Consider the following 20,038-nt stretch of genomic DNA (forward strand, 5'->3'; position numbering starts at 1 on the left):
CGCGGGGGCTACTTGACGGCGCCGGCGGACAGGCCGGCGACGAGGTGCTTCTGCACCAGAATGAATCCGATGAGGACAGGAAGCGAGACCACGACCGATGCGGCCATGAGCTGGTTCCAGAACACGTCCGATTCGCTGGCATAGGACTTGAGGCCCAGGGAGAGGGTCTTGGTGGCCTCGTTCGTCAGGACGGAGGCGAAGAGGACCTCCCCCCACGCCGAGATGAACGAGTACACCGCTACGGCGATGATGCCCGGCTTGGCCACGGGGAGGACCACCCGGATGAGCGCCCCCATCCTGCCGGTGCCGTCGATCATCGAGGCCTCCTCGAGCTCCTTCGGGATGGACGCGAAGTAGCCGGTGAGCATCCAGATCGCGAAGGGCAGCGTGAACGTCATGTAGGTGATGATCAGGCCGAGGTAGGAGCCCTGCAGCTGGAGGCCGGTGACGTTCCGGATCTGGGTGAAGATCAGGTACAGCGGCAGCAGGAAGAGGATGCCCGGGAACATCTGCGTGGAGAGGACCACGAGGCTGAACGGCCGCTTGCCGCGGAACGGCAGGCGTGCGATCGCGTACGCCGCCAGGACGGCGACGACCACCGAGCACGCCGTGGCGCAGATGGTGACGATGAGGCTGTTCTGGAAGTAGCGGGCGAGCGGCACCGTGCTCCAGATGTCGATGAACGGCGCGAACGTGATCTCCCGGGGGATCCACTGGAACAGGCCGGAGACGTCCTTGAGCGGCTTGAGCGACGTGGACAGGACGACGTACAGGGGCACGGCCACCCAGAGCGAGAGGCCGGCCAGGACCACGGCGCGCAGGATGCGGAAGCTGCGGGTCTCAATCATTCTCGGCCCCCTTGGGCAGGACCATCCGGATGTAGAACACGGATGCGATGAACAGGGCAATGAGGAGCAGGACGCTCATGGCGCCGCCGAGGCCGAAGTTCCAGCTCCCGAACGAGTTCTGGTAGATGAGCGGCGAGACAAGGGTCGCCTCCTTCGGCGAGGCCGGGCCGAAGAGCACGAACGGGATGTTGAACTGGTTGAACGTCCACAGCGACATGACGAGCAGGAGCACGCCGTTCGCGGGGCGCACCATGGGCAGCGTGATGGTCCGGAACTGCTGCCACAGGGATGCGCCGTCGATCGATGCGGCCTCGTAGACGTCATGGGAGATGTTCTGGAGCGCGGCCAGGAGCATGAGGAAGGCAAACGGCCACAGCTGCCAGATGTTGACGAGCACCATCGCGGTGAACGAGTTCTGCCCGAGGAGCCAGAAGGGCCGCTCGTCGCCGAACATGTGGAGGGTGTCCACCAGGATCTGGTTCACCGCGCCGTCGCGCTGGTTGAACATGAAGGCCCACGCGATCGTGCCCACGTAGGCGGGGAGGGCATAGGGGACGAGGAAGAACGTCCTCAGCAGTCCGCGCCCCTTGAAGTTCGAGTTGAGGAACACCGCGCCCGCCATCCCGAGGGCCCACGAGCAGCCCACCACGATCACGGTGTACAGGAGCGTGCGGCCGAGGGTCGAGAAGAACGCCTGGCCGATTGTGCTCTCGGGGTTGAGGCCGTTGACGAAGTTCTGCAGGCCCACGAAGGGCGCGCCGAGCCAGTTGGTGAGGTTGAGCTGGTTGAGCGAGATGAACGCGATCCACACCCCGAGGAGCATGGGGCCGATGTGGATGAGGAGTTCGAGGAGCGCTGCCGGGGCGACGAGCCCGTACGGCAGGAGGGAGGGGCGACGACGGCGGGCGGCGGGGGTGTGCGCCGGCGCCGGCCGTTCGGTGGTCCGCTCGCGCGGCGGCTGGACAGTGGTCTGCGACATGGAGACTCCTGGGGAGGGTGCGGGGCCCTGAGGCCCCGCACCGACGGCCCCGTGCTACTGGGCCGCAGCCATCTGGTTGTTGGCGTCAGACAGGGCTGTCCTGATGTCCGCCTCGGTCACAGTCCCCGTCGCCGCCTTCGCGAAGAGGTTCTTGATCGCGGTGCCCGTGAGCGTCTCCATCTGGCCCTCCTGGGCGATGAGCGGCATGGGCTTGGCATGGTTGGCGAGGGCCTCCTGCTTGGCCTTGACCTCGGCAGTCTGGAACGCCTTGTCCTTCTCGGTCACGCCCGTCACGACGGGGAGCGAGGAGAAGGCCTTGTTGAGGTAGGCCTGCTCGGCGTCGCTCGTGAGCCACCCGGCGAACTTGATCGCGTTGTCCTTGTTCTTGCTGTTCTTGAACACGCTGATGTTGATGCCGGCCACGTGGCTCTGCGTGCCCTCGTCCCCGGTGGCGCCCGCCGTCATCATGGGGATGGCCGCGACACCCCAGTCCTTGAAGTCGCGCGCGGTGAAGTTCTTGATCGGGCTCTGGTCGAACATCATCGCGGCCTTGCCGTTGATGAGGTTGTCGACCTTCATGGCGCCGTCCGAGATCTCGGCGTCGGAGGGGGCCATGACCTTGTGGGTGGCCATGAGGTCGATGAACTGCTTGACGCCGGCGACCTGCGGATCGCTGTCGAAGGTCGGCTTGCCCGAGTTGTCGAAGAGCGAGCCGCCGTTCTGGAGGCCGCGGACGAAGGCCTGGTGAGAGTTCGCGGACACCGAGGCTCCGGCTGCCGTGAAGCCCCACTGGTCGGGTGTGCCGTCGCCGTTCGTGTCCTTGGTGAGCTTCTTCGCCGCGGCGACGAACTCGTCCCACGTGGTCGGCGGATCGGTGATGCCCGCCTCCTTGAAGAGCTTCGTGTTGTAGTACAGGTTGTACGCGAGGCCGTAGATCGGCACCGAGGTCGGGGCCTTGCCGGGCGCCCCGCCCGTGGACCAGCTGGACTCGACGAACCGCTCCTGGCCGCCCACGGCTTCGAGGAGCTTGCCCTCGACCGGCTCGAAGGCCCCGGTCTCCTGGAGCGTCACGGCCCACGTGTTGCCGATGTTGAGGACATCCGGGCCGTCGCCGCTCGTCACGGCGGTGAGGATGCGGTTGTAGAGGTCGTTCCAGCCGATCACCTCGAGGTTGACCTTGACGCCGGTCTCCTCGGTGAACCGGTCGAGGGAGGGCTTGAGCTTCGCCGCCGTGTCCTCGAGGCTGTTGCCCTGGTTCGACGCCCAGTAGGTGATCGTGTCACTCGATCCGCCTGCGTCCGAGCTGCCGGCCCCGCATGCCGCGAGGCCCATGGTCAGCGCCGCCGAGGCCGCGAGGGCCGAGAGCGCCTTGAGTGGCTTCTTCATAGTGTGCTCCGTCTTTCTCGTCGTTGAGTCGTGGGGGAGTTCTCTGGTGCTGGCGCTATGCGCCCAGGGTCCGGGCGGTCGGATCCCAGTCCTCGGGCAGGGCGGGTGCGGCCAGTGCTGTGCTCTCGACCTCGACGAAGCTGCGGGTCTCGATCGATTCGGACATGGCCACCATGGCGTCCAGCACGTGGAAGGCGAGCTCGCCCTGGGCCCGGTGCGGCCGGCCCTCGCGGATCGCCCGGGCCATCTCGAGGACGCCCGCCCCGCGGCTCGCGGTGGACCCGACGGACGGCACCGTGGTCCACTCGTCGTCGCCGAGACGGCAGATGCTGATGTCCCCGTGGAACATGTTCGGGTCCGGGAGCGCGATCGTCGCCTCGGTGCCGGCGATCTCGACGAAGCCGGCGCGCTTGAGGGCGGAATCGAAGCTGAAGACGCTCTGGGCGCTCGTCTCGCCCTCGAACTCGGCCATGGCGCTCACATGCGTCGGGACCGTGACCGAGAACTCCTCGCCCGCCTTCGGGCCGGAGCCGATCACGCGGACCTCGCGGGACTTCGAGCCCAGGGCCGCCACGCGGCGGATGGGTCCGAGCACCTGCACGAGGGTCGTGAGGTAGTAGGGGCCGATGTCGAAGAGCGGGCCCGCGCCCTCCTGGAACAGGAAGGCCGGGTTCGGGTGCCATGACTCGGGACCCGGGGACTGCATGAGCGTGAGGGCCGTGAGGGGCGTGCCGATGTCGCCGCGCTGGATCATCCTGAAGGCCGTCTGCAGGCCGGCGCCGAGGAAGGTGTCCGGGGCGCAGCCGAGCCGGACGCCCGCGGCGTCGGCGGCCTTGAGCAGGCCGCGCCCGCTCTCGCGGTCGAGGGAGAAGGGCTTCTCGCTCCACACATGCTTGCCGGCCTCGACGGCGCGGGTTGCGACTTCCACGTGTGCCGCGGGGATCGTCAGGTTCACGACGATCTCCACCTCGGGGTGGTCGAGTACGGCGCCGACGTCTCCGTAGACCGGGATTCCGTACTGTTCGGCGCGGGTCCGCGCCGCCTCCGGGAACATGTCCCCGATGGCCACGACCTTCACGTCCGGGAAGCTCGTGAGGTTGTCGAGGTACTCCTTGCTGATGACGCCCGCGCCGATGAGGCCGACGCCGACCGGTCCCCGCGCGCTCACGCCTGGACCTCCTGCACGTGGCCCTTCTGCGCACCGTGTGCCGAGGCGAAGGCGAAGCTCTGCTCGACGGCCTCGAACATTTCCCCGTCGAAGTCGTCCAGCTCGACGACGGCCGCTTCGAGGCCCTTCGCGGCAGCGATCACGTCCAGGACGGGCATTCGCCCCTGTCCGAGCGGGAGCTGCTCCGAGGGCTCCCGCGTGATTGGGCCGTCCTTGATGTGGATGAACTTCACGCGCTCGCCGAGCCGCGCGAGGAGCGCAACGGGGTCCTGGCCGCCGACGGCGGCCCAATACGTGTCCACCTCGAGGACGACCTCCGGATCCAGGTGGTCGGCGAGGTGCTCGAGGGGAGTGCGGCCCTCGATGGGGTTCTCGATCTCCCACCAGTGGTTGTGGTAGCCCACGCGGAGGCCGTACTCGGCGGCCTTCTTCGCGGCCGCGTTGAGCTGGGCAGCGGTCTCGCGGATGGACTCGAGGTCCTTCCAGCGGGCCTCGGGCACGTGCGGGTCGATCACCGTGCCGATCCCGAGCCGCTGGGCGGCCGAGAGGATCTCGTCCTGGTCCTCGGCGAGCAGGGGCGCGTGGCCGGAGGGGGCGGTCATCCCGTTCTCTTCCATGGCCTGGGCAAGTTCCTCCGCGCGGGCGGCGAAGCGGTAGGGCTCGATCTGGGTGAAGCCGATCCCGGCGAGGCGCCGGATGGTCCCCGGGAGATCCTCCTCCAAGGATTTCCTGACGGTGTAGAGCTGGATCGAAAGTGACACTGTCTCTCCTTGTGCTGAACCCTCGGCAGTCGCCGCAGTCTGAGTTGCGCGGCGAGTGAGCTGCCTCACAGCACAACCTAGGAGCACTTTTGACGATGGTCAAGCAAAAGTTGCATGTTTCGAGCAGGCCTTTCGAGTTGCTGGCGTGTGGAAGGGCTGCGTGCTATCACTGAGGTCATGACAGCGCCATCCACCGCCGCGGCCGCGTCTCCCGAGGGAGCCGGCACTCTCTCGCGGGCCGGCGACCTCTTCCAGCTCCTCCGCGACGGGCGGCCTTGGACGCGCGCAGAGCTCGCCATGACCACGGGCCTCGCGCGCTCGACCGTGGCCGGCAAGGTGGACCAGCTCCTCACTTCAGGCCTCGTCGCCTCCGTGGGCGAGGCCGCCTCGAGCGGCGGCCGTCCGCCCTCGCGCTTCGCGTTCCAGGCCCAGGCGCGCTCGGTGCTCGCGGTCGACGTCGGGGCCAGCCACGTGCGCGTGGCGCTCACCGACCTCACGGGCCACTCCCTCGCCGAGGAGCGCACCGAGCTGCCCGTCTCGGAGGGGCCGGAGGCCGTCCTCGGCCACGTGGTCGAGGCCGGGCGCCGGCTCCTCGCCGGGAGCAGCCGCCCCGGCCGCCTCCTCGCAGGGGTCGGCATCGGCCTTCCCGGCCCGGTCCACCACGCCACCGGGCGGCCCGTGAAGCCTCCGATCATGCCCGGCTGGGACGGCTTCGACGTTGTCGGGTTCGTCCAGCGCGCCTTCCCCGTCCCCGTGCTCGTGGACAACGACGTCAACATCATGGCCCTCGGCGAGCGCGCCGCCTTCTGGCCCGAGGTGGACGACCTCCTCTTCATCAAGGTCGCCACCGGCATCGGCTCCGGCATCATCTCGAGCGGGCAGCTGCAGCGCGGCGCAGACGGCACCGCCGGGGACCTCGGGCACGTGCGCGTCGCGCGCGGCGCGGAGGTGGTCTGCCGGTGCGGCAACACCGGGTGCCTCGAGGCACTCGCCTCGGGAGCCGCCGTCGCCCGCGCCCTCGCCGCCGAAGGGCTGGCGACGGCGACGGGAGGCGACGTCGTCGACCTCGCCTCGCAGGGGAGCATCCCCGCGATCCAGGCGCTCCGCCAGGCGGGGCGGGACATCGGCGAGGTCCTCGCGACCTGCGTGAACCTCCTCAACCCGAGCGTCATCGTCCTCGGGGGGTCGCTCGCGGCCGCGGGCGAGCACGTCATGGCCGGGGTGCGCGAGGTCGTGTACCGGCGCTCACCGCCGCTCGCGACCACGAACCTCGGGATCGTCCTCTCGCGCGCCGGAGACCGCGCCGGCGTCATGGGCGCGAGCCAGCTGGTCTCCCAGCACGTCCTCTCGCCAGCCGGGATCGAGGCCCAGCTCGCGGCCATGGCCGGCACGGGCTGACCCGTGTCCGCGGCAGTGCGACGCGAGCGGCGTCGGGACGATTCCTGCGCGTGAACTCCGTGTGAGTGGGTAAGAGCCGCCTGTCCGATCCACTGCATGCGAGGAGGAGACATGCGCGCGCTCCAGGAATACGCCGGCCTGCTCAAGGAAGATGGGCCGTGGTGCAGCATCCACGCCGATGTGAGCACCGGAACTGTGGACACCCTCGAGGCGACCGACGTGCTCGGGGACAACATCTCGGCGCTGCTGGCCGACGCGGGCGCCGACCGGGCGAGCGTCGAGGCAGCCGGCCGGCTCACGTGGGCGGCGAAGGGGCTGCCGGCGCCCGTCTCGCGCTTCGTCCTGGTCCGGGGCGGCGAGATCGTGGTGAACGAGGTGCTCCCGGGAGCCCCCGCTCAGCCGCTCGTGGAGGTCGGACCCGTGCCGAACCTCCTGCCCCTCGCCGAGCACCGGGCGGGGGACCTCGTGTACCTCGAGGTGGAGGCGGAGAGGGCCGACGCCGAGATCCGGCTCCACCGCGCCTCCTCACCGTCGCCGGTGGCCGAGCAGGAGGTCCACGGCGACACGGAGAACCTCAAGAAGGTGCCCTCGGGCGGCTGGTCACAGGGCCGGTACCAGCGCCGCACCGAGGAGGTATGGCGCAGGAACGGCGCGGATGTGGCCAAGGAGGTCGACCGGATCGTCGAGGCCGGGGGCGTGGACCTCGTGGTGCTCTCCGGCGACGAGCGGGCCCAGGAGAAGATCCGCGAATCCCTCGGCGACCGCGCAGCGGGCCTCGTCCGGACCGTGGCCATGAACTCCAGTGCGCCCGGGGCCGACAGGGAGAAGTACCAGCAGCAGGTCGAGCTCCTCGTTGCGGAGGTCTCGGCCGCGCGGCAGGCTCGGCTGCTCGAACGCATGGCCGAGGGCCGGGGCGCTCGTGCCGCCTACGGCTGGGGCCTCACCGTCCGGGCCCTCCAGGAGGCGCGGGTGGACACGCTCGTGCTGTGCCAGGAGGCCGCCGCGGAGCGCAGCGTCCTCGCGCTCGGCGGAGCGCCCTGGGTCGCGTCCACCGAGGCGGAGGCCGTGGGCGCAGGAGTGCTCGGCCAGGCCGACCCCGCTGCGGCCCTCCTGAGGGCTGCGGTCCTCACGGACGCCGACACGATCCTTGTCCCCCGCGGAGTCCTCGACAGCGACGAGGTCGCGGCGCTCCTGCGCTGGGAGTGATGCCCGCCGCCAGCCGGAGCCAGCGCGGGTGAATTCCGCGCTGGCTGGGCTCAGCGCGCGCGGCGGGCCCTGAGGACCGTGTCCGTCAGCACCACCGTCTGCCCCTCGGGGCCCCTCGCCGTGCGGCCCTCGGCCTCCCGGGTCTCGACGCTCCACTCATGGGATGGGAGCCCGAGGCCCTGGGCGACCTCCTCAGCGCTCGGCAGCGGCGCCGCGTCGTCGTGCGCGTGCTGCGACCACGGCGGGAAGGACGCGTGCCCCACCACGAGCAGCGTCCCGCCCGGCGCCACGGTGCGCGCGGCCCGCGCGAGCACGCGCTCGCGGGGGAAGTCGACGGGGGAGTGGAGGAAGAGCGCGGCGACGAGGTCGTACTCGCCCGCCGGCTCCCACTCCGCGAGGTCGTGGCGCGCGAAGGTGATGGAATTCCCGACGCCGGCCTGTGCCGCATGCTGCGCGGCCCGCCCGAGCGCCACGGAGGAGACGTCCACGGCGGTCACCGTCCAGCCGCGCTGGGCGAGCCAGATCGAGTCGGCGCCCTCGCCGCAGCCGAGCTCGAGCGCTGTGCCGGGGGCCACGAGCTCCATTTCGCGCACGAGGGCAGCGTTGGGCTTCCCGCTCCAGACATTCTCGCGCTCGCTGTAGAAGCCGTCCCAGAACTCGCCAGGGTGCGGGGCGGCGGGCGGGTGCTCAGTGTGGTCCATGGACGACTCCTATCCGCTCGATCCCGTGGGCGCAAGGCCCCACCCGTCTCGGGTACGCGTACCTTGTGTTCCGTGGGTGCGCATACCTTTCGTATTTCGAGTACGCGTACCCGAGAGCACTCGGGCGGGGATTATGTGTACCCGAGACGGGGAGGTCAGCAGCCGTCGGGGCCGCAGGCCTGGCCGTCGAGGCCGGCGTCCGGGGAGGTGCCGGTCCCCGCATCCGAGGAGCCCCCGGCGCCGACCATGACCAGAGGGTTGGCCTCGGCCCATGCCGTCTCGAGGGCCTGGGCGAAGAACTCGGGGGACTGGGCGCCCGAGACGCCGTACCTGCCGTCGAGGACGAAGAACGGCACGCCCTGGATGCCATAGGCGGCGGCCCGTGCGATGTCGGCGCGGACGGCGTCAGCGTAGGCGCCCGAATCGAGTGCGGAGGCGATCTGGTCGGCGTCGAGGCCGGCCTCGGTGCCGATGCGGACGAGCACCTCGCGGCTGCCGATGTCGAGCCCCTGCTCGAAGTGGGCCGAGAGCAGCGCCTCCTTGACGGCGTCGGCTGTCCGGCTGCCGCCCAGCCCGCTGGCGGCACCGGCTGAGTCGTGCTCCCGGGCGAGGTGGATGAGCTCGTGGCCGGCGAAGGAGTTGGCGACGACGACGCGGTCGAAGTCGTAGGAGAGGCCCTCGGCCGCCGCCACCCCGGTGACGTGGTCGAACATCTGCTGGACCTGCGCCGCGGGCAGTCCCTTGCGAGTGCTCAGGTAGTCCAGCTCGGTGCCGTCGTAGTGCTCGGGAAGGGACGGGTCGAGCTGGTAGCTGTGCCACGTGACCGTCACCTTGTCGCGGTGCGTGAACTGGGCGAGGGCCTTCTCGAAACGGCGCTTGCCGATGAAGCACCAGGGGCAGGCGATGTCAGACCAGATGTCAACGTTCATGGAAGCTTCAAGTTCATCGGGGGCCGGGGTATTCCGGACCCGGCTCCCGCGTGGCGCCGCTCGTACCCGAGATGCGCGTGGGGCGCATTGCCTGTACCCGGGACGTGGTGAGGGACCTTCCCGCGCAGCACCACTACTGCGGAAAGGCCCCTCATCGGGTTCCCCGGATCCCCTGCCCCCGGCTCTCGGGGTGCGTGTTGCGAGTTGCGCGTGCAGGTTCCGGGAGATCTCAGAGCGGACGCGTCACGCGGCCGCGAACTGCCGCTCGGGCAGGCCGGCCTCGAACTCGTCCTCCTTGCCAGCCTTCTCGCACAGATAGCGCGCGTACGCCGGCATGGTCAGGAAGGTCGGGAACTCGGCGCCCAGCGCGCACTCCTCGAAGAGCTCGCGGGCGTCGCGGAAGCGGTCGCCGTCGAAGCGCTCGAGCTTCGCGAACTCCTCGTCGAGGATCTCCTCGACCCAGTGCCGGGTCACGATCTCGCCCTGGTCCGTGATGGCCCGGGAGTAGACCCACTGCCAGATCTGCGAGCGGGAGATCTCCGCCGTCGCCGCGTCCTCCATGAGGTTGTGGATGGCGACGGCGCCGGAGCCGCGCAGCCACGCTTCGATGTAGCGGATGCCCACCTCGATGTTGTTGCGGATCCCTGCCTCGGTGATCGAGCCCGTGCACGTGCTCAGGTCGATGAGGGCGCGGTCGTCCGCCACGACATCCTCGCGGAGGCGGCCGAGCTGGTTCGGGCGGTCGCCCAGGACCGCGTCGAACACCTCGCGCGCCACGGGAACGAGGTCCGGGTGCGCGACCCACGAGCCGTCGAAGCCGTCCTCCGCCTCGCGCTGCTTGTCCGCGCGGACCTTCTCGAACGCCACGGCGTTGACCGCGGAGTCCTTGCGGTTCGGCACGAACGCGGCCATGCCGCCGATCGCCATGGCCCCGCGGCGGTGGCACGCCCGCACGAGCTGCTCGGTGTACGCCCGCATGAACGGCTGGGTCATGGTGATCTGGGCGCGGTCCGGCGTGACGAACCGCGGCCCTCGGGTGCGGAAGTTCTTGATGACCGAGAAGATGTAGTCCCAGCGGCCCGCGTTGAGCCCGGCCGCGTGGTCGCGCAGCTCGTAGAGGATCTCCTCCATCTCGAACGCGGCCGTGATGGTCTCGATGAGCACCGTGGCCCGGATGGTGCCCTGTGGGATGCCGAGGAGGTCCTGCGCGAGGATGAAGATGTCATTCCACAGACGGGCCTCGAAGCGGTTCTCGAGCTTGGCCAGGTAGAAGTACGGGCCGTGGCCGAGCGCGAGGAGGCGCTTCGCGTTGTGGAAGAAGAACAGGCCGAAGTCCACGATCCCGCCCGCGACCGGCGCGCCGTCCACGAGCATGTTCTTCTCCGGCAGGTGCCAGCCGCGCGGGCGGACCACGATGGTCGGGCGCTCGGCGAACGGGCGGAGACGGTACTCCTTGCCCTCGGGCGAGATGAAGTCGATCCGGTCCTCGAGCGCGTCGATGAGGTTGAGCTGGCCCCGGACGACGTTGCGCCATGAGGGGGTCTGGGAGTCTTCCATGTCCGCGAGCCAGACCTTGGCGCCCGAGTTGAGGGCGTTGATGGTCATCTTCTTCTCGACCGGGCCCGTGATCTCCACGCGGCGGTCGGTGAGGCCCGGTGCGGGCGGGGCGACGCGCCAGTTCGGGTCGTTGCGGATCTCGGCCGTCTCGGCCGGGAAGCGGGGGTCGACACCCCTCGCGATCTCGGCGCGCCGTGCGTGGCGGGCCTCGAGGAGCTCCTGGCGCCGCTCGGCGGTCGCGCGGTGCAGGCGCGCGATGAACTCGAGCGCGTCCGGCGTGAGGATCTCGGTCTGGCGCGCCACGGGCTGGGCCGTGAGGGTCACGCCGTTGATCGTGAGGTTGTCGGTGAAGCTGTTCATGTCAGGTCTCCGTAGGTGATGTCCGACGACGGTGGGCTGAGAATCCCTCCCAGCCCACCGCCGTCGCGCGAATGTCAGTGGAACTGGCCCTCTTCGGTGGATCCCACGAGGGCAAGGGTGCTGGCGTTCGGGTTCAGCGCCGTGGAGACCAGATCGAAGTAGCCGGTGCCCACTTCGCGCTGGTGCTTGGTTGCGGTGTAGCCGCGGTCTTCGGAGGCGAACTCGCGCTCCTGGAGGTCGACGTACGCGCTCATGCCGTTGCGGGCGTAGCCGTGGGCGAGGTCGAACATCGAGTAGTTGAGTGCGTGGAAGCCGGCCAGGGTGATGAACTGGAACTTGAAGCCCATCGCGCCCAGCTCGCGCTGGAACTTGGCGATCGTGTCGTCGTCGAGGTGCTTCTTCCAGTTGAACGACGGCGAGCAGTTGTACGCGAGCATCTGGTCCGGGAACTCGGCCTTGACGGCCTCGGCGAACTTCCTGGCGAGCTCGAGGTCCGGCGTGCCCGTCTCCATCCAGATGAGGTCGGAGTACGGGGCGTAGGCCTTGGCGCGGGCGATGCAGGGCTCGACGCCGTTGCGCACCTTGTAGAAGCCCTCCGGCGTGCGCTCGCCCGTCACGAACTCGCGGTCGCGCTCGTCGACGTCCGAGGTGATGAGCGTCGCGGCCTCCGCGTCGGTGCGGGCGATGATGACGCTCGGCACGCCGGCGACGTCGGCGGCGAGCCGAGCAGCATTGAGGGTGCGGATGTGCTGCTGGGTCGGGATGAGCACCTTGCCGCCGAGGTGGCCGCACTTCTTCTCCGAGGCGAGCTGGTCCTCCCAGTGAACGCCCGCGGCGCCGGCCTGGATCATCGACTTCATGAGCTCGTAGGCGTTGAGCGGGCCGCCGAAGCCGGCCTCGGCGTCGGCCACGATCGGGACGAGCCAGTCCTCCACCGACTGCTTGCCCTCGGAGAACTCGATCTGGTCCGCCCGCTGGAGCGCGTTGTTGATGCGGCGCACGACGGCGGGCACGGAGTTCGCGGGGTAGAGCGACTGGTCCGGGTAGGTGTTGCCGGAGAGGTTGGCGTCCGCGGCGACCTGCCAGCCCGAGAGGTAGATGGCCTTGAGGCCGGCCTTGACCTGCTGGACGGCCTGGTTGCCGGTGAGGGCGCCGAGCGCGTTGATGTAGCCGGTGCCGTTCTCGCGTCCCTCGGTCACGGCCTTCCAGAGCTTCTCGGCGCCGCGGCGGGCCAGGGTGTTCTCCTCCTGCACGCGGCCGCGCAGCCTGATGACATCCTCTGCCGTGTAGTCGCGCGCGATGCCGTCCCAACGGGGGTCGGCGGACCACTCGAGCGCCAGGGCCTCGGCCTGCTGCGCTGTGGCCTGCTGGATCGGGTTCTGGGGCTCGAACTCTGCGGTCATGGCGGGTCTCCTTCGACTCGTGTGCTGTGCTGGGGGACTGGTCTCGGCTTCGCTTCGACCTGTCCGGCGCTTCTTCGTGAGAACAACTTTTCCGCCTCTGCAAGCGTCGCAACAGGGAAATTTGCTGGAAAGAAATGCGATTCTTCACGTATTCTCAAGAAATGCCGCGTCCGACGTCGTCCGCCCGCCCCTCTGCTCTCCCCGCCGCCCCCGCGCATTCGTGGGGCCGCCCCGCCGAGCCGCCTGCCGCCGTCGTGCGCACCCCGGGCGAGGCGCAGGGCGCGGTCGACGTGATCGCCCTGGGGCGCCGCGTCCGGCACCTGCGCAAGGCCGCCGGCCTGACCCTCGACGAGCTCGGGGCGGCCGTCGGCGCCGCGGCGAGCCAGCTGAGCCTCATCGAGAACGGCAAGCGCGAGCCCAAGCTGACCCTCCTGAACCAGCTCGCGGGAGCCCTCGGCGTCGGGGTCGACGCGCTCCTCGGGGCCGAACCGCCGAGCCGCCGCGCCGCCCTCGAGATCGAGCTCGAGCGGTACCAGCGAAGCCCCCTGTACGAGAACCTCAACCTCCCGAAGGTCCGCGTCTCCTCGCGCCTTCCGCTCGACGTCCTCGAATCGCAGCTCGGACTCCTGCGCGAGCTCGAGCGGAAGATGAACGAGCAGGTCGCCACGCCGGAGGAGGCGCGCCGCGCGAACGGCGAGCTGCGCCGCATGATGCGCGAGCGCGGCAACTACTTCCCCGAATACGAGGCCGAGGCGCAGAAGGTGCTCAAGCAGGTCGGCTACACCTCAGGGCCGCTGAGCCAGCACGTCATCGCCGACATCGCGACGCACCTGGGCTTCAGCCTCCACCACGTGGGGGACCTGCCGCACTCGACCCGTTCCGTCACCGACCTCAAGAACCGCCGGATCTACCTCACGCACAACCAGCGGTCCGACCACGACCCCCGCTCGGTGCTCCTGCAGGCCCTCGGGCACTACGTCCTGGGGCACGGGACTCCGACCTCCTACGGCGACTTCCTCTCCCAGCGGGTCGCGACGAACTACTTCGCGGCCGCGCTCCTGCTGCCCGAGCAGGCCACCGTGGACTTCCTGCAGCGGGCCAAGGCCGCCAAGGAGATCTCGGTGGAGGACATCCGGGACGCCTTCGCGGTGAGCTACGAAACGGCGGCCCACCGGTTCACCAACCTCGCGACCCAGCATCTGGGCCTCACCACCCACTTCCAGAAGACCCACCAGTCCGGGACGATCTACAAGGCCTACGAGAACGACGGGGTCAACTTCCCCATGGACCACACCGGCGCCATCGAGGGCCAGAGCTCGTGCAAGGCCTGGACCAGCCGCGCAGTGTTCGACGTGCCGGACAAGTTCAGCGCCTACAGCCAGTACACGGACACGGCCAGCGGCACCTTCTGGTGCACGGCCCGCACCGAGCGGAGCACGGGCGGGGTGTTCTCCCTGAGCATCGGCGTGCCGTACCAGCACGTGAAGTGGTTCCGCGGGCGGGAGACCACCGCCCGGGCCACGTCACGCTGCCCTGATCCCGACTGCTGCAAGCGTCCGCCCGCCGAGCTCGCGGACCACTGGGCGGGCAACGCCTGGCCCTCCGCGCGTGCCCACTCGCACCTGCTCGCCGCCATGCCGCCCGGGGCCTTCCCCGGCGTGGACGAGACCGAGGTGTACTCGTTCCTCGAGGCGCATTCGGGGGCATAGGCCGGGGCGGGCGCCAGCTGCGCAGGCCTCAAGTGCTCCTCCGCCCGGGCAGGCTCCTCAGCCGGGGAACTGGGCGGCGGGGATGTCCGGTTCGCCGTCGTTGTCCGCGTCCCCGTAGGCGCGCATCGCGATCCGCCGCGCGAGCTCCTCGTCCATCGGATAGGGCGGGATCTGCCGGAAGGCGTGCACCTCGCGCTTGGCGGGCTTCCCCGCTGCCTTCAGCTCCGCGTCGTGCGCTGCCGCTCGGGCGGCCTCCTCGGCGTCGGACTCGGTGCGCTTCTTGAACGGGGCCATTGTTTCCTCCCGAAAGGTGTGCCTCAGGTCACCTTTTCACGATACGCCGCCCGCACCCGAAAAACAGAGCCCTCCGGCCCTCGTGGTGCCACCTCGCCGTGCGCGTGATACGACATCAGGGATGGCCTCACACTCCAGCCCCGCCGCCCCCTCCGTTCCCGCCGCCCGGAGTGCCGGCGTCGTGCTCCTCCTCGTCTCCATCGCGGCGATCGCCCTCACCATGCGCGGCCCGTTCGTCGGGGCCGCCCCGATCGCCGGGGTGCTCGGCGCCGAGCTCGCGATGCCGGCCTGGCAGCTGGGCCTCCTCACGGGCGTCCCCGTGCTGTGCTTCTCGCTCGTTTCCCGTGGGTTCGGCATTTCTGAAGGGGTGCCCTGCCCGAACTGTGGGTACACCGACCCGCACTGAGCCCTTTCAGGCCTTCGGTTCGCGTGGCAACGCCGCCCTGCATGGCCTGAGAGGCTGGCGAGGCGAGACCGAAGGCCTCGACCTGACCCTCGAGCATCTGCAAAGCAAACGCGAACGAGCCCGCACGCTCCCTTGCTCGGACAACTCTCCCCCCGCTGACGCCAAGGAGCTAGTCCGAGAATGGCGGTGATTTGGCAGGCAGGCGGCTTGGTCCCGGCGGGGCGTGGCCGAGCCGGGATTGGGGCCTGTGGCGTCAGGCTGCTGGTTCGAGGGTGACGCGGTAGCCGAGGGCTTCGAGGGCCCGGAGGTGGTTGCGGCGCTGGGCTGCGGTGTTGATGAGTCGGTCGTGGTGGTCGGTGCCGAGGTCCTCGAATCGGGCGTCGGGGTTGGCGAGCATGTGCCAGATGATCACGAGGGTGGATCGTCCGACCGCGACGATGGCCTTCTTCTTTCCGCGTCTGCGGGCGAGGCGTCGGTAGCGGGCTCCGAGGAAGGTGCTGGTGCGGCCGGCGCCGGTCGCGGCGTCGCCGAGGACTCGGGCCAGGTACCGGTTGCCGTGGCCGGTCGCGCCGGTGCCCTTGGCCCTCCCGGCCGAGGACTTGATCCCGGGGGCGAACTTCGCCCACGAGCTCAGGTGTCCGGGGGTGGGGAACCGAGTCATGTCGACGCCGATCTCGGCGATGATGATCGCGGCCGCGACCGGGCCGATGCCGGGGATCTCATCGAGCCGTGCGACCGCGTCGCCGAAAGGGGCCAGATGCTGCTCAATCTGTGCATCCAGGTCGGCGATGTCGGCCTCGGTCCGGTCGATCCTCGTCAGCATCCGGTCCAGCAGGAATCGGTGGTGGTCATCGAAGGTCCCGGTCAGCAGCCCGGCGAAGGCCTCTTGGAGCTGGGGGATCTTGGATCGCATCCGTGACCGGGCCATCTCGGCGAGGGTGTTGGGGTCGCGTTCCCCGGCGATCAACGCGCCCAGCATTGCCCGTCCCGAGACGCCGAAGATGTCCGAGGCGACCACGGAGAGCTTCAGGCAGGCATCCTCCAGCAGCTTCTCGACACGGTTCTTCTCGCTGGTGCGGACCGCGACCAGGTCGACTCGGTAGCGGGTGAGGTCCCGCAGCCGGCGGATGTCGTGCGGGGGCACGAAGCTGGGCCGCAGCATCTGTCGTTCGGCGACCTTGCACAGCCACACCGCGTCCAGCACATCGGTCTTGGGCCGCCCCGGCAGGTGCTTCACGTCGCGGGCGTTGACGAGCCACGGCTGAAGGCCGTGGGCCTCGAGGAGGTAGAACACGGGCTTCCAATAATCGCTGGTGGCCTCCATCACCACACGCTCCACGCGCAGGTCGACGAGCTGGTTGGCCAGCTCCGAGAGCGACCGGACCATCGTCGAGTGCGTGCTCACCTCCTGGACCCGGCGCCTGCCGGAGGCCCGGGCGGGCAGCCTGACACAGCACACGAGCTCGGCCTTGCCGATGTCCAGGGCCGCGACCCGCTCGATGATCTGTTCGTCGTCTTCGGACTCAGCGAACATCTCCACGCTCCCTTCCCTGCGGTTCATGGGTTTCCGGAGTGCGACCACCCGAGGGAACCAACAGGGCAGAACAAGCGAATCTAGTCCTCGCGCTCACACCGGCCACCGTCACCGGCACCCGGCCCTGGCAGCACTGAAAGGCCCACATCGTGGCTCCCCACCCGGCTAGACGACGGCCTCGACGGACCATAGAAACAACGGCGTCACCGGGCAGCCGCAGGACCATTCTCAGCCCGGAACGGGCGCCCCGACAGGGGCACATAGGCTAGACGGATTCGTCAGTCCGGCCCCATCCGGTGCGTTCCTTCGTAAGCACTTCTGCACAGGCCGTGGCAAGAGCGAACGCGACAGTAGCACCGAAGTCGGGTACACCATTCCCCGATCCAAGTAGTCACTCGATCAGATCCACTAGCGTCCGATTCGCGATCTCTGGTTTCCCCAGGAACAGCGGCCGTAGGCTCCGTCCAACTTTCTTGGCCTTGTATTGGGGGGACCGTGAAGCTGAGTCTGCGCCGCGCGTGGAAGGTCGCTAGCGCCGTTCTGGGGGCGGCTGTCGCCGCATGCGTTGGACCGGTGGCCCTGGTCGGCGTGGCCGGTCCGCTGCCGGTCGCGCACGCCACTACGGGGACGGTGATCACGAACCAGACCCTGACGGCGAACACGACATGGACCACTGCGGGGTCGCCCTACTGGATCCAGAACGAGCTGACTATCAATGCCGGAGTCAGGCTGACCATCGAGCCCGGTGTTGTCGTGAAGATCGGCAATCCGTCTGATCGCTACGGGCGCATCTCTGTGAACGGGCAGCTGATCGCCCTCGGGACCTCTGCCGCGCCGGTCGTGTTCACATCTCACAGGGACGACTCGATCGCCGGGGATACGAATGGAGATGGCGGGGCGACTGTCCCGGCGCGGTGACTGGTACCACATCTACTTCAGCAGCTCGGCCACGGACCAGTCGGTCGTCGACCGAGCCGTCATCCAGTACGGCGGGTACGGATCCGGCGGCAATACCTGTCAGCCCTACGCGCTCATGAACGTCGCCGGGCCAGCCTCCCTGTCGGTAACCAACAGTGACTTCAAGCACAGCCAGTACTCGGGGGTGAGCTCCAGTTCGGGGACCGGGACTGTCCGCGTCGCCAACAACCGCTTCAGCGACAGCGGCTGCGGAGTCAACAGCGATGCAGGGACCTTCACCGAGAACGTCTTCGAGTCCTCGATCTCTTCCTATGCCGGGCGCTTCCTCCAGCCCAAGCTGGTGAAGTTCTACGACAACTGGGCCGAGAAGCCGGTCTATGCCTCGGGAGGGCCGACCCGCGAGCAGTTCGACCTGCAGAACAACGCCCTGATCCAGGGGGTCTACGACCAATGGGTGGCATCGGAGGACCCCAAGGATCTGGCGTACAACTGGTGGGGACACGTCGTCGACCCCGAACCCTCGGGCTGCTGGGACTCGAACGCGACATACATTCCGGCCGTGACGCACCAACTGATACAGGGCAGCGCCTGCGCCGCGCAGTACAAGCAGGACATCACCGGGTACTTCACCACGGTCCTGCCCGCCCTCGCCGAGGCGCCCCCCATGCCCTCGGCCGGGATCAACGGCACCGGGACCTACGCCGGCTCGGTGTCGGACGGTCAGCTGTACGGGCCCGACGGCGGGTCTGAATTCGCGATATCCCCCAGCGGGTCGGTGGCGGACCCGGTCAACACGGCCACCGGTGCCCTCACCCACACCGAGACCGATCTGGGGATGGCGTCGGTGACCGGGAACCTGTCCGTGAACCGCTTCTACACCTCGGCCGACACGGCAGAGGGGCCGTTCGGGCGCGGCTGGAGCCTCGGGTACGACATCCGCCTGACCGTGGGCGAGGACGAGGCCGTGCTCAAGGCCGGGACCGGCCAGCGGGTGCACTTCACCGAGAACGCCGACGGCAGCTACACCGGCCCGCCCGGCGGCACCGCCTCGCTGGTGCGGAACCAGGACGGGACCTTCACCGTCGGGACCCGCTCAGGTCTGACCCACACCTTCGACGCCTCCGGGAAGCTCACAGCCCTCACCGACTCCTCAGGCCGCGGCCCGAGCTATGCGTACGACGCCGGGGGCCGGCTGACCACGGTCACCGACGGGGGAAGATCGATCACCTTCACCTGGGACACCACGGCGGGGAGGATCACCCGGGCGCAGACCTCCGCCGGGCAGGCCACGACCTACTCCTACACCGCGGGGCTGCTCACCGGGGCAACGGACGCCGCCGGCGGGACCACCGTCTACGCCTACGACGCCGGCGGCAGGCTCTCGGAGGTCACGTCGCCCTCCGGGCGGACAGTCGTGCGCACGGCCTACGACCCGGCCACCGGGCGGGTGGCCGAGCAATGGGACGGGCTCGGCCACCACTCCGTCTTCGCCTGGGACCCGGCCACCTCGACCGCGACGATGGCCGACCCGAGGGGCGGGGTGTGGAAGGACGTCTACACGGGCAACGTGCTCCAGCGCCGGGTCGATCCCACGGGGCGGAGGACGGACTACCAGTACGACGCCCAGCTGCGCCTGTCCGCCACCTACGCCGCGGACGGCACCCGGACCGCCTTCGCGTACGGTCCGGCAGGTGACCTGAAGACGTTCCAGGGCGGCACCGGGACCGTGCGCTCCGAGTACAACGCCGCGCACCTGCCCACCACCACGGTCAACCCCCGCGGCCACACCAGCACACGCGGATACGACGCGGCGGACAACCTCACCCAGCTCACCCGCCCCAACCCCGCCGGCGGCACGCTCAACTACTCCTACGCCTACGACGCGGCCGGGAACGTCACCTCGGCCACCGACTCGCTGGGCAACGTCTCCACGCTCGAGTACAGCGCCGAGGGGGACCTGACCCGGACTGCTTCCCCGCTGGGCTCGGTGCAGTCGATGGCCTACGACGCCGCCGGCCGTGTCACGGCGGTGACCAGCCCCCGCGGGAACGCGCCCGGCGCGGACCCGGCCCAGTTCACCTGGCGGTACGAGTACGACGCCCTCGGCCGGACCATCAAGGCCACCGACCCCGCCGGGCAGTACGAGAGCGTCGACTACGACACCGACGGGCGGGTCACCAGGGCCACCGACACCAAGGGCCGCTCCACCGCCTACACCTACGACAATGCCGGACACCTCACCTCCGTCCAGGGCCCCGACCCGAACGTGCCACCGACCACGATGGCCTACGACGCCAACGGCAACACCACCAGCGTGACGGACTCCATGGGCAGGACCGTGGCCTTCGGGTACGACGCGGCGAACCGCGCCACCTCGGTCACGAACCCGCTGGGCACCTACACCCTCACCTACACGGCCCGCGGGCAGATCGCCGCCGTCACCGACCCCCAGGGCACCGTCACCGCCTACACGTACGATGC

General features: G+C 69.5%; 17 protein-coding genes. 6 read left to right on the forward strand and 11 right to left on the reverse strand.

All coding sequences use genetic code 11. The annotated features are described in order from the left end of the window. Positions 1 to 8: 8 nt before the first annotated feature. Genes ABCQ75_RS05610 through ABCQ75_RS05630 form a run of 5 tightly spaced genes read right to left on the reverse strand, consistent with a single transcriptional unit; the run spans position 9 to position 5,142 of the window. Positions 9 to 848 (reverse strand): carbohydrate ABC transporter permease, encoded by an 840-nt coding sequence (locus ABCQ75_RS05610; protein WP_345883714.1) that lies wholly within the window; start codon positions 846 to 848, stop codon positions 9 to 11. Beyond that, positions 841 to 1,827 carry a carbohydrate ABC transporter permease gene (locus tag ABCQ75_RS05615; RefSeq protein ID WP_345883715.1) on the reverse strand — a complete coding sequence of 329 codons (987 nt, stop codon included), beginning with the start codon at positions 1,825 to 1,827 and terminating at the stop codon, positions 841 to 843. Before ABCQ75_RS05615 ends, ABCQ75_RS05610 begins: the two co-directional genes overlap by 8 nt. 54 nt (positions 1,828 to 1,881) lie before the next feature. Further along, a complete protein-coding gene (locus ABCQ75_RS05620) occupies positions 1,882 to 3,213 on the reverse strand; it encodes an ABC transporter substrate-binding protein (protein ID WP_345883716.1) in 1,332 nt (443 codons plus the stop codon). Between the two features lie 55 nt (positions 3,214 to 3,268). Next, entirely contained in the window at positions 3,269 to 4,381 is a 1,113-nt protein-coding gene (locus tag ABCQ75_RS05625) for a Gfo/Idh/MocA family protein (RefSeq protein ID WP_345883717.1), read from the reverse strand. Further along, positions 4,378 to 5,142, reverse strand: coding sequence for a sugar phosphate isomerase/epimerase family protein (locus ABCQ75_RS05630; RefSeq protein WP_345883719.1), 765 nt, complete (start codon positions 5,140 to 5,142; stop codon positions 4,378 to 4,380). Before ABCQ75_RS05630 ends, ABCQ75_RS05625 begins: the two co-directional genes overlap by 4 nt. Before the next feature lie 177 nt (positions 5,143 to 5,319). Here ABCQ75_RS05630 and ABCQ75_RS05635 point away from each other — a divergent pair, with 177 nt between their 5' ends. Together ABCQ75_RS05635 and ABCQ75_RS05640 are read left to right on the forward strand one after the other, a co-directional pair. Then, positions 5,320 to 6,540, forward strand: a complete 1,221-nt coding sequence (locus ABCQ75_RS05635) for an ROK family transcriptional regulator (RefSeq protein WP_345883720.1) — start codon at positions 5,320 to 5,322, stop codon at positions 6,538 to 6,540. Positions 6,541 to 6,651: 111 nt separating this feature from the next. Then, complete coding sequence (locus tag ABCQ75_RS05640) at positions 6,652 to 7,746, forward strand: baeRF2 domain-containing protein (protein WP_345883722.1); 1,095 nt, start codon at positions 6,652 to 6,654, stop codon at positions 7,744 to 7,746. A 50-nt stretch (positions 7,747 to 7,796) separates the two neighbouring features. Here the strand turns inward: ABCQ75_RS05640 and ABCQ75_RS05645 are convergent, their stop codons facing one another. From ABCQ75_RS05645 to aceA, 4 genes are all read right to left on the reverse strand, one after another. Beyond that, positions 7,797 to 8,447: a class I SAM-dependent methyltransferase gene (locus ABCQ75_RS05645; protein ID WP_345883723.1), complete on the reverse strand. Its 651-nt coding sequence runs from the start codon at positions 8,445 to 8,447 to the stop codon at positions 7,797 to 7,799. Positions 8,448 to 8,602: 155 nt separating this feature from the next. After that, on the reverse strand, positions 8,603 to 9,376 hold the full coding sequence (locus ABCQ75_RS05650) for a DsbA family oxidoreductase (RefSeq protein ID WP_345883724.1): 774 nt from the start codon (positions 9,374 to 9,376) through the stop codon (positions 8,603 to 8,605). Between the two features lie 243 nt (positions 9,377 to 9,619). Further along, entirely contained in the window at positions 9,620 to 11,293 is a 1,674-nt protein-coding gene (gene aceB / locus ABCQ75_RS05655; protein ID WP_345883725.1) for a malate synthase A, read from the reverse strand. A 74-nt stretch (positions 11,294 to 11,367) separates the two neighbouring features. After that, positions 11,368 to 12,696: an isocitrate lyase gene (gene aceA / locus ABCQ75_RS05660; RefSeq protein WP_345883727.1), complete on the reverse strand. Its 1,329-nt coding sequence runs from the start codon at positions 12,694 to 12,696 to the stop codon at positions 11,368 to 11,370. A 134-nt stretch (positions 12,697 to 12,830) separates the two neighbouring features. On the opposite strand from aceA, the gene ABCQ75_RS05665 reads away from it, so the two are divergent. Beyond that, entirely contained in the window at positions 12,831 to 14,405 is a 1,575-nt protein-coding gene (locus ABCQ75_RS05665; protein WP_345883729.1) for a helix-turn-helix domain-containing protein, read from the forward strand. Between the two features lie 57 nt (positions 14,406 to 14,462). Here the strand turns inward: ABCQ75_RS05665 and ABCQ75_RS05670 are convergent, their stop codons facing one another. After that, positions 14,463 to 14,699, reverse strand: coding sequence for a hypothetical protein (locus tag ABCQ75_RS05670; protein WP_345883731.1), 237 nt, complete (start codon positions 14,697 to 14,699; stop codon positions 14,463 to 14,465). Between the two features lie 121 nt (positions 14,700 to 14,820). Here ABCQ75_RS05670 and ABCQ75_RS05675 point away from each other — a divergent pair, with 121 nt between their 5' ends. Beyond that, complete coding sequence (locus ABCQ75_RS05675; protein ID WP_345883732.1) at positions 14,821 to 15,105, forward strand: hypothetical protein; 285 nt, start codon at positions 14,821 to 14,823, stop codon at positions 15,103 to 15,105. A 253-nt stretch (positions 15,106 to 15,358) separates the two neighbouring features. Here ABCQ75_RS05675 and ABCQ75_RS05680 read toward each other — a convergent pair whose 3' ends face one another. Beyond that, positions 15,359 to 16,639: an IS110 family RNA-guided transposase gene (locus tag ABCQ75_RS05680; protein ID WP_345883776.1), complete on the reverse strand. Its 1,281-nt coding sequence runs from the start codon at positions 16,637 to 16,639 to the stop codon at positions 15,359 to 15,361. 495 nt (positions 16,640 to 17,134) lie between these two features. Between ABCQ75_RS05680 and ABCQ75_RS05685 the strand changes: the two genes are divergently transcribed. Beyond that, a complete protein-coding gene (locus ABCQ75_RS05685) occupies positions 17,135 to 17,557 on the forward strand; it encodes a hypothetical protein (protein WP_345883734.1) in 423 nt (140 codons plus the stop codon). After that, positions 17,529 to 20,038, forward strand: a 2,510-nt coding sequence (locus ABCQ75_RS05690; RefSeq protein WP_345883737.1) for a DUF6531 domain-containing protein, incomplete at its 3' end; no start/stop codon positions are given. The genes ABCQ75_RS05685 and ABCQ75_RS05690, both read left to right, overlap by 29 nt.

It is taken from the genome of Sinomonas halotolerans (assembly GCF_039615075.1).
GTDB lineage: Bacteria > Actinomycetota > Actinomycetes > Actinomycetales > Micrococcaceae > Sinomonas > Sinomonas halotolerans.